The organism is Xenorhabdus vietnamensis (assembly GCF_002127535.1).
Taxonomy (GTDB): domain Bacteria; phylum Pseudomonadota; class Gammaproteobacteria; order Enterobacterales; family Enterobacteriaceae; genus Xenorhabdus; species Xenorhabdus vietnamensis.
In genome coordinates this window covers 196,610-211,516 of sequence record NZ_MUBJ01000005.1, presented here as the reverse complement: position 1 = coordinate 211,516, position 14,907 = coordinate 196,610, and the positions used below count along the sequence as shown (strand labels likewise).

General features: G+C 42.5%; 14 protein-coding genes and 1 tRNA gene. 3 read left to right on the top strand and 12 right to left on the bottom strand.

Annotated elements, in window-relative coordinates:
• Nucleotides 1–224 precede the first annotated feature (224 nt).
• The 9 genes from Xvie_RS07135 to xerD all read right to left on the bottom strand — a co-directional run bounded on the left by Xvie_RS07135 (nucleotide 225) and on the right by xerD (nucleotide 9,600).
• Complete coding sequence (locus tag Xvie_RS07135) at nucleotides 225–440, bottom strand: helix-turn-helix transcriptional regulator (RefSeq protein ID WP_086108642.1); 216 nt, start codon at nucleotides 438–440, stop codon at nucleotides 225–227.
• Between the two features lie 115 nt (nucleotides 441–555).
• The gene (locus Xvie_RS07130; RefSeq protein WP_086108641.1) at nucleotides 556–1,464 is read right to left on the bottom strand and encodes a hypothetical protein; all 909 of its coding nucleotides are present in this window, start codon (nucleotides 1,462–1,464) and stop codon (nucleotides 556–558) included.
• Nucleotides 1,465–1,666: 202 nt separating this feature from the next.
• A complete protein-coding gene (locus Xvie_RS07125; protein WP_086108640.1) occupies nucleotides 1,667–2,881 on the bottom strand; it encodes a tyrosine-type recombinase/integrase in 1,215 nt (404 codons plus the stop codon).
• Between the two features lie 185 nt (nucleotides 2,882–3,066).
• Nucleotides 3,067–3,140, bottom strand: a tRNA-Gly gene (locus Xvie_RS07120).
• 171 nt (nucleotides 3,141–3,311) lie between these two features.
• Nucleotides 3,312–4,826 (bottom strand): lysine--tRNA ligase, encoded by a 1,515-nt coding sequence (lysS, locus tag Xvie_RS07115; RefSeq protein WP_086108639.1) that lies wholly within the window; start codon nucleotides 4,824–4,826, stop codon nucleotides 3,312–3,314.
• Between the two features lie 9 nt (nucleotides 4,827–4,835).
• Nucleotides 4,836–5,934, bottom strand: a protein-coding gene (prfB, locus tag Xvie_RS07110) for a peptide chain release factor 2 (RefSeq protein ID WP_139838822.1) whose coding sequence is annotated in 2 segments (ribosomal slippage) — nucleotides 4,836–5,858 and nucleotides 5,860–5,934 — 1,098 coding nt in all. Because the reading frame shifts where the segments join, the coding sequence is not laid out codon by codon here.
• 264 nt (nucleotides 5,935–6,198) lie between these two features.
• Nucleotides 6,199–7,932, bottom strand: coding sequence for a single-stranded-DNA-specific exonuclease RecJ (gene recJ, locus Xvie_RS07105; RefSeq protein WP_086108638.1), 1,734 nt, complete (start codon nucleotides 7,930–7,932; stop codon nucleotides 6,199–6,201).
• 54 nt (nucleotides 7,933–7,986) lie between these two features.
• The gene (gene dsbC / locus Xvie_RS07100; RefSeq protein ID WP_086108637.1) at nucleotides 7,987–8,688 is read right to left on the bottom strand and encodes a bifunctional protein-disulfide isomerase/oxidoreductase DsbC; all 702 of its coding nucleotides are present in this window, start codon (nucleotides 8,686–8,688) and stop codon (nucleotides 7,987–7,989) included.
• Between the two features lie 33 nt (nucleotides 8,689–8,721).
• Complete coding sequence (gene xerD, locus Xvie_RS07095) at nucleotides 8,722–9,600, bottom strand: site-specific tyrosine recombinase XerD (protein ID WP_244175510.1); 879 nt, start codon at nucleotides 9,598–9,600, stop codon at nucleotides 8,722–8,724.
• 208 nt (nucleotides 9,601–9,808) lie between these two features.
• On the opposite strand from xerD, the gene fldB reads away from it, so the two are divergent.
• Nucleotides 9,809–10,327 (top strand): flavodoxin FldB, encoded by a 519-nt coding sequence (gene fldB, locus Xvie_RS07090; RefSeq protein ID WP_086108635.1) that lies wholly within the window; start codon nucleotides 9,809–9,811, stop codon nucleotides 10,325–10,327.
• 9 nt (nucleotides 10,328–10,336) lie between these two features.
• On the opposite strand, the gene Xvie_RS07085 is transcribed toward fldB, so the two are convergent.
• Together Xvie_RS07085 and sdhE are read right to left on the bottom strand one after the other, a co-directional pair.
• Nucleotides 10,337–10,777: a protein YgfX gene (locus Xvie_RS07085; protein ID WP_086108634.1), complete on the bottom strand. Its 441-nt coding sequence runs from the start codon at nucleotides 10,775–10,777 to the stop codon at nucleotides 10,337–10,339.
• Entirely contained in the window at nucleotides 10,758–11,024 is a 267-nt protein-coding gene (gene sdhE, locus Xvie_RS07080; RefSeq protein WP_086108633.1) for an FAD assembly factor SdhE, read from the bottom strand. The genes Xvie_RS07085 and sdhE overlap by 20 nt, the downstream gene beginning before the upstream one ends.
• Before the next feature lie 356 nt (nucleotides 11,025–11,380).
• Here sdhE and ygfZ point away from each other — a divergent pair, with 356 nt between their 5' ends.
• Together ygfZ and Xvie_RS07070 are read left to right on the top strand one after the other, a co-directional pair.
• Complete coding sequence (gene ygfZ, locus Xvie_RS07075; RefSeq protein WP_086108632.1) at nucleotides 11,381–12,382, top strand: tRNA-modifying protein YgfZ; 1,002 nt, start codon at nucleotides 11,381–11,383, stop codon at nucleotides 12,380–12,382.
• Between the two features lie 16 nt (nucleotides 12,383–12,398).
• Nucleotides 12,399–13,004: an HD domain-containing protein gene (locus Xvie_RS07070; RefSeq protein WP_086108631.1), complete on the top strand. Its 606-nt coding sequence runs from the start codon at nucleotides 12,399–12,401 to the stop codon at nucleotides 13,002–13,004.
• Nucleotides 13,005–13,206: 202 nt separating this feature from the next.
• Here the strand turns inward: Xvie_RS07070 and Xvie_RS07065 are convergent, their stop codons facing one another.
• A complete protein-coding gene (locus tag Xvie_RS07065) occupies nucleotides 13,207–14,733 on the bottom strand; it encodes an MFS transporter (protein ID WP_086108630.1) in 1,527 nt (508 codons plus the stop codon).
• Nucleotides 14,734–14,907 lie beyond the last annotated feature (174 nt).

Here is a 14,907-nt window from a genome sequence, read left to right as displayed (position 1 = left end):
GTGTTGTAATCCGACACGCTTTGCAAACAAGCGGCTATCTATTCTCGATTCAGTTCTGTGCTGAACTAAAATAGGCTCCTGGCTGTTTTCAGCGTAAGCAAGTCCCTGACCGTTTAAGGCCACATTTTTAGATGTCATCGTTTTACCCTGTCTTAATTAATTTGATTTTCGGCTATAGGGGTTATTTACGTTTTCTACTGTTGGCTGGAATATAGAGCGTTTCATCACATCACCTCGCTGCGAGACTCAGCAATACGCTGAGCTATCCACACATCAACTTCTGATTCAATAAAAGCAACTGAGCGAGTGCCGATTTTGACTTGCTTGGGGAATCGGTTATCTGCAATGAGTTTGTAGATCCACGCCTTACCGTAACCAGTTCTGCGTTGAACTTCGGGTAAGCGGATAAGGTTTGTTTTAGGTATTGTGATTGCTGGCATATTGCCCTCCTGTTATCTAGTCCTTGATTTGCTTTAGTGGACGTTTGTTGATGACAGGGGGAATATACAAAACTAATTTGGTGGTTTTCGTAATATTACAAATTCAAATGTAATATTACACGACGATATTTTTTAACCAGCCTGATACGGTGTTCCCTGATGGTACGGTAAATCCCTTACTTTCCAGATCAATCCTTATATCACCATTATCAATATGAGAGCGTGGATTATTGGCGATATCTTCTCCATAATGAGCTGCTATTAGTGCGTATATAAACTCTGCTTGTTTATTAGCCGTTTTGGTCGATGTCTTTTTGTTGGCTGGCATACACATAGACACAAATGCGTCTATATCTTCTTTTTTAATTGCAAAATATGAGTTTTCTGGCAATTCAACACACGGAACAAAACTGTCATAAAGATCACCTTTAATTTCAGCGTTCCTTATTTGCTCAAATCGCTCTATATGTGCCTTAAAAAATCCATTCTCTTCCTCTCTTTGAGATTGAGATAATTTTACCAGCGCGATCATTTCTCTTTCAAAGTCTATTTTTTGGACAACTTGAAACCTTTTTTCACCATCTACCAATATTATTCCTTTGGTCTCATATAAAGATCTTTTGGGTCTGGGCAACTCCTGTTCTTCGCTGTACTTTTTTTCTGCTTCATATTTAATGATTCCAATGTGCAGAGCAGGCCAGATACCCTCGGTAAAAATTATTTTGTCACCGATTGGGGTTGCGTGAATTATAGGCGTATCAGGTAATAGAGCTTCTTGGCTGAGAAGGTCAATATTTGATGTGATAGCAGTCTCTGGTTCGCTAAGCACATGGGATAATGGCTTGCTCGTGATTTGCACTTCACGTACAAAGCAGCAAGAGTAAAAAAAAATTGATGGTTTTAACTCACCGTCAGCAATCAGGCGAGCTACGTCAGAAACACCGATATCATCATTAAGTGTTTTCCGTAAATATTTTGCACATTCATTCAGATTTAACCATTTTCTTTTTCCCAGTATATCCAACTGCCATCCTCCATGTTTTCCATGTCGTTATTTTGTTGTCTACTGGGGTAAATTTTACAATTTAATCATATAGGTGCAAGTGTACAAAATCGGGTGGTTTTGTGGATAACTAATGAATATATTTTCTATTATCCGCGCAGTCACATGGTTTGCTTGGTAAATTTTATTAATATACAAACTATCCGGTCAGATCCCATGAACATCAAGCATGTTTCTTAAATTTATAGTGAACGACATTACCATCGTTCTCTAATGCCTCCATATAATCCGCATACCATTGAAGCATTTCTCTACGACCATCTAGATACTGGGCATGATTGTAGGTTCCTCGAATGCTGTTCTTGTCAACATGAGCAAGCTGGGTTTCAATCCACTCAGAGGGGTAATTTTGTTCGTGCAAAATAGTACTCATTGTGTGGCGGAATCCGTGGCCTGTTACACGGCCTGCATAACCAATGCGCCTGATTAATACACTTAATGCCATTTCACTCATCGGCTGTGATTGATTTATTCTGCCGGGAAAAAGATATTTTCCTTGGCCTGTAATTGGTTTCATCTGCTCTAAAATATCAACAGCCTGCTGTGATAATGGGACTATATGAGGGCGCCGCATTTTCATTTTTTCGGCAGAAATTTCCCACTGGGATTTTTGGAAGTCAATTTCTGACCATTCAGCCTTGCGTAATTCACCGGGACGAACGCCTGTTATCATTTGCAATCTCATCCCCATTTTCACCATAAAACTACCGGTATAAGCGTTTAAAGCCTTAAAGAACTCTGCCAGCTCATTAGTCATTAAGAACGCGTAATGTGTTTTTTTAGGTATGATAAATGCGGATGCTAAATCAGGCGCTGGATTATATTCAGCCCTACCAGTAATGATTGCATATTTCCACACTTCTCCGCAGCGTTGGCGCACTTTCCTTAATTTCTCTGTTGCCCCTCGATCATTTATCCGAGATAAGACTGCCATTAATTCCATAGGCTTAATTTCAACAATCGGTCTGCTGCCTATGTAGGGGAAAACATCTTTTTCGAATGTTTCCATCATTTCTTCTGCATAAGAAGCTGACCATCTATCAATACGGTTTTCATACCATTCACGGGCTATGTTTTCGAATGTATTATTAATTTCTCCCTGAGCGGCAAGTTTCTTTTGTTTTTTATCGTGATTGGGGTCAATACCCTCAGCTATTAATTTCTTGGCTTCATCGCGTTTCTTTCTGGCTTCTGCCAAAGAGATAAGCGGAAAGGTGCCAATAGCAAGCAGCTTTTCTTTTCCTGCGATACGGTATTTCAGTCTCCAATATTTAGAGCCGTTAACCTTTATCAACAGATACATACCACCACCATCCGATAGTTTAAAATCTTTATCTTGGGGTTTTGCTGTTTCAATCTGCCGAGCTGTTAGTTTCATATGTCTAGCATCCTCGCAACTGTGGGGGTACTTTTTTAGGGGTGTAAAAACATACCCCCATATATACCCCCTGATTGGGGTATATTGCAATAGATATCGGTAGACGATAATAGAGTGTAATTTTGGGTTTTTCTTTGATTTTACAGGAGGCAGTAGACTTTTATTGACTTTGATAGAGGTTTATTTGGAGCGAGTGAAGGGAATCGAACCCTCGTATAGAGCTTGGGAAGCTCTCGTTCTACCATTGAACTACACTCGCATCAATGAAGTGATGCCGTCAAATATATACCTCTTACTGAATCCCAGCAAGTAGTATATCGCTAATATTTGTCTATATTTCAGTCAGTTGTTTAAGGTTTTTTAATGGGTGCAAAAAACGCCCAGTCCGGTTAATCAAACTGGGCGTTTAGCTGACTTTAATCAAAAATGATTATTTATTCGGACGCATTGCCGGGAACAGAATAACGTCGCGGATGGTATGGCTGTTAGTGAATAACATCACCATACGGTCAATACCAATTCCCAAACCTGCTGTTGGTGGCAGACCGTGCTCCAACGCAGTCACGTAGTCTTCATCGTAGAACATCGCTTCATCATCACCTTCATCTTTCTGACGAACTTGCTCTGCGAAACGTTCTGCTTGATCTTCCGCGTCGTTCAGCTCCGAGAAGCCATTACCAATTTCACGACCACCGATGAAGAATTCAAAACGATCAGTAATGAATGGATTGTCATCGTTGCGACGTGCCAGCGGAGAAACTTCTGCCGGATATTCCGTAATGAATGTCGGCTGAATCAAGTGGCTTTCAGCAGTTTCTTCAAAAATTTCACACTGAACACGACCCAAGCCCCAGCCCTTTTCAATGTCAATGCCCAAAGATTTTGCGATAGCAACCGCTTTATCCATATCATCCAGATCTGCCATGTTAGTTTCTGGACGATATTTGCAAATCGCTTCTTTCATGGTCATCTTGACAAAAGGCTTACCGAAGTCGAATTCTTGTTCGCCATATTGCACCAATGTTGTACCCAGTACATCTTGAGTCAAAGTACGGAACAGATCTTCGGTCAGTACGATTAGATCTTGGTAATCTGCATAAGCCATGTAGAGTTCCATCATCGTGAACTCTGGGTTATGACGCGGAGAAACGCCTTCGTTACGGAAGTTACGGTTGATTTCGAACACACGCTCAAAACCACCTACTACCAAACGTTTCAGGTATAGTTCCGGTGCAATGCGCAGGTACATGTCGATATCCAGCGCGTTATGGTGCGTGATGAATGGACGCGCACTTGCACCACCAGGGATCGCCTGCATCATTGGCGTTTCAACTTCCATGAAGTCTTTTTTGATCATGAAACTACGCAATGCAGACATCACGCGGGAGCGGATCTGGAATGTCTTGCGTGATTCATCGTTCGCAATCAGATCCAAATAACGCTGACGGTAACGGGTTTCCTGATCTGCCAAACCGTGGAATTTATCCGGCAGTGGACGCAGTGCTTTAGTCAACAGACGCAGCTCAGTACAGTGAATGGAAAGCTCACCCGTTTGAGTTTTGAACAGCTTACCGCGTGCACCTAAAATGTCACCCAAATCCCATTTCTTGAACTGAGTATTGTAAATGCCTTCCGGCAGATCATCACGGGAAACATAGATCTGAATACGACCCCCCATATCTTGCAGGGTTGCAAAAGATGCTTTGCCCATGATGCGGCGTGTCATCATGCGACCGGCAACAGTTACTTCGATGCCCAGCTCTTCCAGTTCTTCCTTAGTCTTGTCATCGTATTTTGCATGCAGATCTTCGGAAATGTTTTCGCGACGAAAATCATTCGGGAAAGCAATGCCGTTGCTGCGCAGAGCAGCCAATTTTTCACGGCGGGTTTTCAGTTCATTATTTAAATCAGGAGCCTGTTCAGCGCCCTGCTGTTGTTGTGACATTTTAGTTCCTCATAGGCCAGCTTTTAAGCTTGCTTCAATGAATTTGTCCAAATCCCCATCCAGCACAGATTGTGTATTACGGGTTTCTACACCGGTACGCAAATCTTTAATACGGGAATCATCCAAAACGTAAGAGCGGATCTGACTTCCCCAACCGATATCCGATTTGTTCTCTTCCATTGCTTGTTTATCTGCATTCTTCTTCTGCATTTCCAGTTCGTACAGTTTCGCTTTCAACTGTTTCATCGCCTGGTCTTTATTTTTATGCTGAGAACGGTCTGTCTGGCATTGAGTTACAACACCAGTCGGTACGTGGGTGATACGTACAGCAGATTCAGTTTTGTTAACGTGCTGACCACCAGCTCCAGAAGCACGGTATACATCAATGCGTAAATCAGCCGGATTGATTTCGATATCAATATCATCATCCACTTCGGGATAGATAAAAGCAGAACTGAATGATGTATGGCGACGACCGCCTGAATCAAACGGGCTTTTACGTACCAAGCGATGGACGCCCGTTTCTGTACGTAACCAACCGTAAGCATAATCACCAATAATCTTGATGGTTGCTGATTTCAAACCAGCTACATCACCATCGGACTCTTCAATGATTTCTGTCTTGAAGCCCTTGGATTCGGCCCAACGCAGGTACATACGCATCAACATGCTAGCCCAATCCTGTGCCTCTGTACCACCAGATCCGGCCTGAAGATCCAGATAACAGTTTGCACCGTCATATTCGCCAGAGAACATGCGACGGAATTCAAGTTGGCCTAGCTTCTCTTCCAGTTGTTCCAATTCAGCTACTGCTTCATTGAAGGTTTCTTCGTCATCAGCTTCAACTGCCAGTTCCAGCAGGCCGTTCACATCTTCCAATCCCTGAACGAGCTGATCAATTGTTTCTACGATGCTTTCAAGTGATGAACGCTCTTTACCCAACGCCTGTGCCCGCTCCGGTTCATTCCAGACATCAGGCTGTTCTAATTCAGCATTAACTTCTTCTAAGCGTTCTTTCTTGGCATCATAGTCAAAGATACCCCCTCAGAACTGCTGTCCGCTCAGACAGGTCCTGAATGTGATTTTTTACTGGATTAATTTCAAACATATTTCGTGTCTTATACGTTGTGTATTATGAATAAATGATGGTCTTACGGATATTTTCGAACCGCATATTGTAACGGATCCACCAACGGGTTTATACCCTTCATCTTTTAAATCATCTCTTTGTTGGCTACGATTGAAAAGATGCAGGGTAAAAGCTAATTGGTTATATAACATTGCCGGAGATTTGCCACACAGCCTATTTTTGATCAAATAGCTTTTGATCAAAGCTCTTTCGATCAAACGTGTTGGATCATGTGGCAATGATTCAGTAGGGCCAAATATGCTGGATCAAAAGCTGGACATCACGGTTGCCACGAAATTCGTTAATATCCAGTTTATAGGCTAATTCTACTATTTTGACACTATTATCCGGCCAGCGGCTAACATCAATGTTAAATGCAATACCATCTAACATCGGCCCACCATTTAGTGGCTCAAGCATGACTTTCAGATGATTTCCACCAACTATGCGCTGTTGCAGTAGTTTGAATTTACCGTCAAAAACCGGTTCTGCAAACGCCTGCCCCCACGGGCCTCCGTCACGCAGGATTTCAGCAACTTCCAACGATAGTTCTCCCAACGCCAATTCGCCATCACTCCAGACTATGCCTTCCAGCTGGGCGATATCCAACCAGTCAGCCACCAGATCGGAAAAATAATGCTGGAATAGATCAAATTTGCCCTGTTCGATAGACAACCCTGCTGCCATCGCATGACCACCAAATTTCAACATCAATCCCGGATATAGGGTATCAAGACGTTCAAGTGCATCACGCATGTGCAAGCCATTGATGGAACGCCCCGAACCTTTCAAAGTGCCATCACCTGCCGGAGCAAAAGCAATGACCGGACGATGAAAACGCTCTTTAATTCGTGAGGCCAAAATGCCCACTACGCCCTGATGCCACTCAGGATGGTAAATTGCCAACCCATAAGGTAACTGAGTATGGGTACGCTCAATTTTATCGCAAATCAGCAAAGCCTCTTGCTGCATCCCCTGCTCGATTTCCCGACGAGTTTGGTTCAGCCCATCTAATTCACAAGCAATCTGGCGAGCCTGTGCCATATCATCGGTCAACAATAACGCCACTCCAACAGACATATCATCCAGACGTCCGGCGGCATTTAATCTTGGCCCCAATGAAAAGCCCAAATCACTGGCTGCTAATTTTGTTGCTTCCCGTTTGGAAACTTCGAGCAATGCCCTTATCCCCACACAGCAACGTCCTGCCCGAATGCGGTTTAATCCTTGATATACCAGAATTCGGTTATTGGTATCGAGGGGAACCACATCCGCCACTGTACCCAATGCCACTAAATCCAACAACTCAGCCAAATTGGGTAATGGAATGCCTTGTTGCTCAAACCAAGCCAATTTGCGCAATTCTGCCCTGAGTGCAGACATCAGATAAAATGCGACACCAACGCCTGCCAAGGCTTTAGAAGGAAAGTCACAATCTATTAAATTGGGATTGATAATGGCATCCGCGGCTGGCAATGTTTCACCCGGTAAATGGTGATCAGTAACAATCACCTTAATACCGTGTTGATGTGCTGCTGCGACACCATCATGGGATGAGATCCCATTATCCACGGTGATAATCAAATCTGCGCTTTTTTTGACAACTTCATCAACCACCTGAACGCTTAATCCATAACCATCTTCAAAACGGTTTGGAACAAGATAATCAAGGTTGCGATATCCCATTGCACGCAAGGCGCGAATGCTTAATGCTGTGCTGGTTGCTCCATCTGCATCGAAATCCCCAACAATCATAATGCGCCAATGTTCATGTAATGCTGTAACCAGCAAGGAAACGGCCTGCTCAATGCCATGAAGGGATTGGTAATTGAGGAGACCCTTTGCGCCACGTTCCAGTTCATCCGCTTGGCGTATGCCACGCACAGCGTATAAACGACGCAATAACGGATGGATATTGTTGGGAAGGGGGCTGGAATCCGCCGCTGGTCGGCGGCGAAGTTGTGTTTCTCTATTCACAGGTTTCTATTCACTAGCTAATATTCACTGAATGGGTTGAATTATTGTTTCAGATTATTTGCCATTTTGTTCCAGCTCAGTTAGTAAATCTTTCGGAGATAAGTAGCTACTAATCATATCACCATCTTTCAGGATAATTGCTGGTGTGCCTCCGACACCAAACTGGTGGCCTAACTGAAGATGTTTTTCGATATCAACCTTGCACTTCTCGATTGGAGAAACTTTTTCACCTTTAAAAACAGCGTCCAATGATTTGTTCGGTGTCGCACTGCACCAAATGGACTGCATATCCTTGCCCGATTGGTGTTGCACGCCATAACGAGGAAACGCCAAGTAACGAACAGTGATTCCCAGATCGTTATATTTTTGCATGTCCGCATGCAATTTCTGGCAATAACCACAAGTGATATCAGTAAAAACAGTGACAACATATTTTTCTTTTGGTGCCTTGTAAATAATCATCTGATTCTGCAAGGCTTCCAATTTTTTCATCAAAATCTTATTGCTGACATTTTTCGGTACTTTGCCACTAACATCATAAAGCGGACCCTGTAATAGGTACTTGCCATCATCAGATACATAAAAAATGCCCTGAGTGGTTAAAACTGTGCTCATTCCCGGCAGTTGTGATGAAGTAATATCTTCTACTTTAAGTTTTATTTTAGACAATGAATTATTGATAGCGCTGTTGTCAGCAAAGGCATTGCCAGCAACGGCAGCTAACAGTAATGAAAGGCAAAACGTAATTTTATTCATGGTTTATTCCTTTATATTCATCTAATTCTGTAACTATCCACGGGGATGATGTTGTTGATGCAGCATTTTGAGACGCTCAGTTGCTACATGAGTGTATATTTGAGTTGTGGAGAGGTCACTATGACCTAATAACATTTGTACAACACGTAAGTCAGCGCCATGATTAAGTAGATGTGTTGCAAAAGCATGTCGTAATACATGGGGTGACAAGCGTTCAGCATCAATTCCTGCCAATACGGCATAGTGTTTGATCCGATGCCAGAATGTCTGGCGTGTCATCTGTGTCCCCCGCTTGCTGGGGAAGAATACATCAGAGACAGAACCATTCAATAACCACGGACGCCCATATTCCAGATATTTTTCCAGCCAATAAACAGCCTCTTCCCCCAGAGGAACCAATCTTTCTTTATTTCCCTTCCCCACAATTCTGACCACTCCCTGACGTAAGCTCACATCAGATAAGGTCAGGCCAACCAGTTCTGAAACCCGCAATCCACACGCATAAAGCACTTCCAGCATAGCTTTATCCCGTAGTTCAATTGGTTGGTCAACCGAAGGTGTGTTAAGCAAATCTTCAACTTGTTTCTCGCTTAAATCCTTGGGTAAACGTTTAGGTAATTTAGGCGCAGATAATAACGCTGTTGGATCATCTTTCCGCATTTTTTCACGATAAAGATATTGAAACAACCTTCGCATTGCACTCAGCAATCTGGCTGAACTACTGGCTTTGTAACCGCCATCCACTCGTTCAGCCAAAAATGATTGTAGTTCTACCGACTGTACTGAAAGTAAATCATGGCCATAGTGCACCAGCCAATTGTTTAAGGCTTGTAAATCAAGCCGATAAGAAGCTAAAGTATTTTCGGCCAGATCTTTTTCCAACCATATGGTATCGAGAAATTGTTCTACCAGTGGATTGACCGCTGGATGTGGTTCCGTTGAATATTGTTCAAGTGAATTACTTTCCGATAAATGGTTGTCTGACAGGTTGTGTTCGCTTGGCACAAGCCCTCCTTTACTGTCTGCTTATCTGCGCCTTCCTGTCGGCTATTATGCCTGAAAAAGCGATTATTCTGTTACAATACCGCCCCTGATATTCGAAACCCGCTGATAAATAATGATGAAAATTGGTCTCTTTTACGGCTCCAGTACATGCTATACAGAAATAGTAGCAGAAAAAATACGCGATATACTCGGTGAAGATCTGATCGACCTGCATAATGTTCAGGATTGCGATCCGCAATTGATGGAAGAATATTCTGTCCTGATCCTCGGTATCCCTACCTGGGATTTCGGGGAGTTACAGGAAGATTGGCTAGCTATTTGGGATCAGCTTCCCTCGTTGGATCTGGCAGGAAAAATTGTTGCCATGTATGGAATGGGGGATCAAATCGATTATAGTGAATGGTTTCTGGATGCATTGGGAATGCTGTATCACCACTTGCTACCAGCAGGTGTACAATTTATTGGGTTCTGGCCGACAGAAGGTTATGAATTTACCAGCCCGAAACCTTTGTCCGAAGATGGCAGACAATTTGTCGGGCTGGCTCTGGACGATGTAAACCAATTCGAACAAACAGATGAACGTTTAAGCGAATGGTGCATGCAGATATTGGCTGAAATGGAAGCGCTATTTTAGCTGTCCATTTTAACTATCAGGGTATTGGCGCATTAGTTGATTCAAATGACGCCACGCCGCAGGTGACATACTATCTGATGCCACCCATAATCGGATTGGCGGTTGATAGAGCGCATTTTTTATCCGACTATTTTCTGTCCGGTTAAAAGCATGGAGAATAATGACCATTCCATAGCGATGGAACCACGGTGGCTGAGTAATACTCCAAGCGGCTTTTTGCCAATGCACTTTATTGCCTTTGAACAGTACCAGCCTGCCCTGACATTGCCGAATATTTTTCTGACTCCACATCCAACTACTTATGATGATGCCAAACAATGGAAGACAGAAGTAAACACTGTTAATTGGCCAGGGAGCCAATAAAGCCGCAATTGCAACTGCGCTATGCACACCCGTGGAAAAAAGACGAGTATAGCGAGATTCCCTGAGTTTATTGTTCCACAGGACCACGGGCTTGGTTTCTGCGTTGGATCAATTGCACCATATGGTAAAGCTCGTCGTCTTCAGGCCGTCCATGATTCATGAGCCAATTGAAAAGATCAGGATCTGGACATTCCAGCAAACGAACAAAAATCCGTTTGTCATCATCATTCAATGAATCATATTCATACTCAAAAAATGGCATGATGGAAATATCCAGTTCACGCATTCCACGACGACATGCCCAGTGAATACGTGCTTTATTATCAATATCCATGTTTAAAAAGCCTCTTTATCATTTTCATTTGTGCCATTGAGACAGCAATATTAAGATCAGGAAATAAGTAAGATCGTGACAATCAGATTGCAAAAGATTAACAAGTTACCCATCGTTTTAAATATGATCACGGTTACAAAATTTCATAGCCGAACAAAATTATCAACGATTCTGACCTGTTTTTCATCATCAGCCTGAGTGCAATCACTGAATATATCGACAAGTTGCGAAATATATCGCAACAAATTGGTAATGAATTCATCATCCATAAATAACAAGAATAACCCCTTTGCATTAAGCTACTTCTCTTTTACCATTAGTGTTATTTCTTAGATACTTTACTGGCAGGAGCTGCTATGGCTTACCAAACTCCGTTTTCTGCACAATATCCATCCCCTTCTGCAACACTCCCGCTGACTTTAATTTCCCTTGATGATTGGGGAATAGTGACAACTACTGGAGCTGACGCGGAAAAGTATCTGCAAGGTCAAATTACAGCAGATCTTACCTCACTGAATGATAACCAGCATGTGTTAACCGCACATTGCGATGCCAAAGGCAAGATGTGGAGTAACTTACGGCTGTTTCAGCGTGGCGAAGGTTTTGCCTATATTGAACGCCGTTCATTATTGGATACGCAACTAACTGAATTAAAAAAATATGCTGTATTTTCAAAATTGACGTTTGCCAAAGATGAAGAAAATATCTTGCTCGGTGTAGCTGGAACAGGAAGCCGGGAAGCTTTGGCAACACTTTTCCCAACACTACCTGATGCCGAATCCCCTGTTATCCAACACGAAACTACAACCCTTCTCCACTTTACGCTTCCCACTGAACGTTTCCTGTTAGTCACGGATTGCCCTACTGCCACTAAATTAACCGAGACATTTGTCGAAAAATTCCAATCGCAGTTGAATGACAGCCAGCAATGGCTGGCGCTGGAGATTGAAGCAGGATTTCCTGTCATTGATGCAGCCAGCAGCGCACAATTTATTCCGCAAGCAACAAATCTTCAGGCAATCGAAAACGGTATCAGCTTTAAGAAAGGCTGTTATACCGGTCAGGAAATGGTGGCGCGAGCCAAATATCGTGGAGCAAACAAGCGGGCCATGTATTGGCTGGCTGGCAACGCCTCTGTTCTGCCTGCTGTTGGAGATGATTTGGAATGGCAATTAGGTGATAAATGGCGTCGGACAGGTTCAGTGCTGACGGCAGTCAAACTGGTTGATGGTTCAATCTGGGTACAAGTTGTCATGAATAATGATATGGAAGTAGAGAGTGTATTCCGTATCCGTGAAGATGAAGGCAGTACTCTTACCATTCAGGCATTGCCTTATTCATTAGACGAAGAAAAATAATTATTGAGGTTTTTGTATGTCATTAGCTGTACCTCTTGTTAATTTTGGCCCTTTCACCGATGTCATTGCGTTTATCATGGAGCTGGATAAGTTAAAATATGTCCATCGCAAAACGAAATTATTGAACAATGTGCGACATGAAAACTCTGCTGAACATAGCTGGCATTTTGCTCTTGCCGTACTTGGCTTTGCGCCTTATGCCGGGGATGTAAATATTGGTCGAGTCGTACAAATGGCTCTGATTCATGACATTGTTGAGATCGATGCCGGTGATGTTATCGCGTTCGATCTGGCTGCCCGTGAAGCCATTCATGAACAGGAAGTTAAGGCAGCCAACCGTATTTTTGGGTTATTGCCGGAAAGTCAGCGCGATTATTTTCTGGAACTTTGGTATGAATACGAAGATTCCATCACTCCCGAAGCACGATTTGCCAAGACACTCGATAGAATTATGCCGGTATTTATGAACCTGCATAACCAAGGGCAAAGCTGGGTTGAGAACAATATTCGCTTTGAGCAAGTTTATAACCTTCTCCACTTTGTTTCCGAAAGTTATCCTGAACTATGGAAATACCTGCTGCCACAATTGGAGGCAGCAAAAGAAAAAGGTTGGTTAAAATAATTCCCGCAGATCTTCTAAATCAAGCTGTCAGAGTCTATATCTGACAGCTTCAAAGTATATTTATGCATTCTGCTGGTTAAACACGTTCCGCTGATAATCGCGTCTATCAAACGAGAGCCTTGATGCCGTAATGCTATCATAATGGAATAGGCACCTAAAAAAGTGCCTATATTTCACCAAAATATCTATCAGTTCGTTAAGGTTAAACTATATTTGTTTTTTCAGATTTTCTAATTAAATACCAAGCAACCAAAGCTACAATTCCGGTAAATATTGCAGTCAACCAACTTGTCATATAAATAGCATTGGTAAAAGAGTGCTTCGCTGCATCCACCAGTAGTTGCCTTTCTATGCCTGACAATGAATCAGCCACTGTATAAGCGCCAGCCAGTGTTTCCAAGGCTAATTTAGCCTGTTCTTGAGAAATTTCATCAGGCAGGTTCAGGTTCACCTGATAAAAAGCGGTCAATAATCCACCAATGATAGTTGTCCCAAACACAACACCAACTTCATATGCTGTTTCGCTGATGGCTGAAGCTGCGCCAGCTTTCGAAGAGGGAACGGCAGACAGAATCAAGTCATTGGAGACAGAAGCAATCGCCCCTACACCCATGCACAACAATGCAAAAGTAATAATGATGGAAATCAAATCACTGCCTACACAAGCTATCAAGAAAAATGCCAACCCTGCCAAAGCGAGTAAAATAGGCATAAGCCAATGTGCTGATATTCTCTGAGCGACGGGTACTATTGCCATTCCAACAGCAATTGCCATAATCTGGCCTGGCACCAATGCAAAGCTAGCGGATAACGGTTCCATATTTAGCACTATTTGCAGAAACTGAGTGGCAAAAAAGACAAAACCGACCAATAATCCTAAACTCAATAAATTCACCATCACCGAACCCGCAAATACACCATTACGGAACAGAGAGATATCCATCAGGGGCACAGATAACTTGTGTTGTCTGCGGATAAAACTTACTCCAGTAACCACACCGATAGCTAATGCAATAATGACATCGATTTCAAATCCATCACTAGCGATATGTTTAATGGCATATACAATGCCTGTCATCGCGATAATTGATAATAAGACACTATAACCATCAATAAATCTGGTCTGTTTTTTGTCAGATGCAGGCAATAAAACGGGGCCAAAAATCAATAAAGGGATTAATACAGGAACAGACAGCAAGAAAATGGAATTCCAATCGAAATACTGCAATAAAATTCCGCCAATAACAGGCCCCAGAGCCGAACCAACAGTTAGAATTGTTGCCCAAATAGCAACAGCAATACGACGTTGTTCACGGTTTTCAAAAAGGCAACTAATCAAAGCCAGTGTTGATGGCATCAACATCGCGCCAAAAAAACCAAGAGCTGCACGCCCAACAATTAATTGTTCTGGCGATGCAGATAACGCAGTTAAAATTGAAACAACGGTAAAACCTAACGATCCCAATAATAATAACTTACGATGACCGACACGATCCCCAATACTCCCCATAGAAATCAGCAATCCTGCCAATACCAAAGAATAAGCATCTATGATCCATAATTGCTGATTGGCACTTGGCGCCAAAGCTCTGGCTATTTTGGGCAAGGCAAATCCTAAGATTGTATTATCCATAGTAACCAACAAAACAGGCAGCATTAACACCAACAACCCAAACCAATTTCGCAATCCAGCTTGTTTGTTCGAACTGATATTTTGATTAAATAACATTACCTATAACTCCTATAGTCATAGTTCTAGTATGGAAAAGGCATGCCAAAAATTAGCCACAGCTAATGCCATTTTCACTATATTTTTTTGAATTTTATGGGATTATTTAAGAAATAATGTAATTTATGAAATCACTAAACAATAATTGTTTGTTATTAATAAAAACACAGACAA